Source organism: Micrococcus sp. HMSC31B01, assembly GCF_001816085.1.
GTDB lineage: Bacteria > Actinomycetota > Actinomycetes > Actinomycetales > Micrococcaceae > Micrococcus > Micrococcus luteus.
In genome coordinates this window covers 1-2,554 of the sequence record NZ_KV824827.1, presented here as the reverse complement: position 1 = coordinate 2,554, position 2,554 = coordinate 1, and the positions used below count along the sequence as shown (strand labels likewise).

3 protein-coding genes and 1 pseudogene are annotated in these 2,554 nt (G+C 74.7%); all 4 read left to right on the top strand.

Features of this window, described 5'->3' with window-relative positions:
* Window positions 1-189 (top strand): annotated as a pseudogene (locus tag HMPREF3105_RS00450) (thymidine phosphorylase); the annotation flags it as partial.
* 4 nt (window positions 190-193) lie between these two features.
* Window positions 194-841 carry a DedA family protein gene (locus tag HMPREF3105_RS00445; RefSeq protein WP_070708508.1) on the top strand — a complete coding sequence of 216 codons (648 nt, stop codon included), beginning with the start codon at window positions 194-196 and terminating at the stop codon, window positions 839-841.
* Between the two features lie 24 nt (window positions 842-865).
* On the top strand, window positions 866-2,077 hold the full coding sequence (locus tag HMPREF3105_RS00440) for an adenosine deaminase (RefSeq protein WP_070708509.1): 1,212 nt from the start codon (window positions 866-868) through the stop codon (window positions 2,075-2,077).
* A 7-nt stretch (window positions 2,078-2,084) separates the two neighbouring features.
* A partial coding sequence (locus tag HMPREF3105_RS00435; RefSeq protein WP_305791309.1) for a MazG nucleotide pyrophosphohydrolase domain-containing protein occupies window positions 2,085-2,554 on the top strand: 470 nt, incomplete at its 3' end.

Here is a 2,554-nt window from a genome sequence, read left to right as displayed (position 1 = left end):
GAGGTGCACGTCCGCCCCGGCGAGCGCGTGGGCCGGGGTCAGAAGGTCCTGACCCTGCACACGGACACGCCGGAGCGCTTCGAGCGGGCGAGGGCCGCGCTCGCCGGCGGCTGGGCCGTCGGCGAGCTCGACGACGACGCCGCCCGGACCCTGCGCGAGCGCTCCGTGATCCTGGACCGGATCGGCTGACCGGATGCTCGCGTGGCTCGAGGAGGCGATCCTCCACGCCTCCGCGCAGTGGTGGGTCCTGCCGCTGACGCTGCTGCTGTGCCTGCTCGACGGCATCGTGCCGATCTTCCCGTCGGAGTCGGTGCTGGTGGCCCTCGGCGCGATCGTCCGCGACGGGCACCCGTTCTCCCTGTGGGCGCTGTGGGGGGTCGGCTTCGCGGGCGCGTTCCTGGGGGACGTGGCCGCGTACGCGATCGGCCGTGCCGTGGGCGTGGAGCGGTTCCGGTGGATGCGGCTGCGGCGGGTGCGGGCCACGGTCGAGGTCGCCCGGCACCACCTGCACAGTCACGGCGCGCTGCTGCTGTTCACCGCCCGGTTCATCCCCGGCGGCCGCGTGGCCCTCAACTTCACCGCCGGCGCCACCCGCTATCCGCCGGTGCGGTTCGTGGCGCTGGACCTGCTCTCCACGGCCAGCTGGGCCGCGTACTCGATCATGATCGCGCGCCTGACCGCGGGCTGGCTGGAGAACCCGGTGCTGCAGATCGCCGTCTCCGTGACGGGTGCCGCGCTCGTGGGCCTGCTGCTGGACCGCCTGCTCAAGGCCCTGCTGCGCCGCCGGCTGGGCGCCGGGGTGAAGGGCCTCACCCTGGCCGAGCAGGAGGCCCTGCGCTGAGCGCCCTGCCGTAGAGTGACGCCCGTGACGACGACGCAGCTTCCGGACACCGCATCCCCCTCCCCGCTCGAGGTCGACCTGGCCGTCCTGCCCAAGGTCTCCCTCCACGACCACCTCGACGGCGGCCTGCGCGTGGGCACCGTCCTCGACCTGGCCCGCGAGGCCGGCGTCGAGGTCCCCGCGGACACCGTCGAGGGCCTGGCCGAGTGGATCGCCGAGCATGCCAACGGCGAGTCCCTCGAGAAGTACCTGCAGGTCTTCGCCCTGACCACCGCCGTGATGCAGACCCGCGAGCAGCTGCGCCGCGTGGCCCGCGAGTTCGTCGAGGACCTGGTCGCCGACGGCGTCGTCTACGGCGAGATCCGCTGGGCCCCCGAGCAGCACCTGGCCGGCGGGCTGAGCCTGGACGAGGCCGTCGAGGCCGTGCAGGCCGGCCTGGACGAGGCGGTCGAGGCCGCCGACGCCGCGGGCCACGTGATCCGCGTGGGCCAGCTGGTCACCGCGATGCGGCACGCCGACCGGGCCCAGGAGATCGCCGAGCTGGCCGTGCGCCACCGCGCGGCCGGCGTCGTGGGCTTCGACATCGCGGGCGCCGAGGCCGGGTTCCCGCCCTCCCGCTTCGCCGACACCTTCACGTGGCTGGCCGCCCACCACCTGCCCGTCACCGTGCACGCGGGCGAGGGCGACGGCCTGGACTCCGTCCGCTCGGCCCTCGTGGACGGCCGCGCCCTGCGCCTGGGCCACGGCGTGCGCCTGGCCGAGGACATCTCGGTGGAGTACGGCGGCGTGGACGAGGACGGCGAGCAGCTGGACGAGCTGACCGGCATCGTGGACCTGGGCGAGACCGCCGCGTGGGTGCGGGACCGGCAGATCGCCCTGGAGGTCTGCCCGTCCTCGAACCTGCAGACCGGCGCGGTGGACGCCGCGGCGGGCATCGCGGGCCATCCCATCGACCTGCTCGTGCAGCTCGGCTTCCGCGTCACCGTGAACACGGACAACCGGCTCGTCTCGGACGTGTCCCTGACCGACGAGCTCTACCTGCTCGCCGAGACCTTCGGCTACTCGCTCTCCGAGCTGCTGGACCTGCAGCTCAACGCCGCCGAGGCCGCCTTCCTGTCCGTGGACGAGCGCGAGGACCTCGCCGAGATCCTCGTGGCCGGCTGGGGCGAGGTCATCTCCGGCGACGCCGTCGGCCCGGTCCTCGAGGAGCTGGACGACGAGGACGAGGACGACTGATCCGTCCGTGAGCGCGAGTGTGGACCGTCTGGTGGCGGTGGTCGAGGCCCTGCGCGACCACTGCCCGTGGACGGCCGCGCTCACCCACGCCGACCTCGCCGAGTACCTCGTGGAGGAGGCGTACGAGGCGGTGGCGGAGATCGAGTCCCGCGACGCCGCCGCATGGGCCGACGTGCCCGCGCGTCGGGCCGACGGCGCGTACCCCGCCCTGGCCGCCGAGCTCGGGGACGTCCTGTTCCAGGTGGTCCTGCACGCCGCCGTCTCCCGGGCGCCGGGCGCCCCGGCGGAGACGGCCGGGTTCCGCCTGGACGACGCCGCCGACGCCCTCACCGCCAAGATGATCCGGCGCAACCCGCTCGTGCTCACCCCCGAGGGCGGCCTGCGCCCGGCCGAGGAGCTCGCCGCCGTCACGCCCGAGGCCGTCGAGCTGGCCTGGGAGCGGGTCAAGGCGCAGGAGCGGGCGGCCGCGGGGCTCTC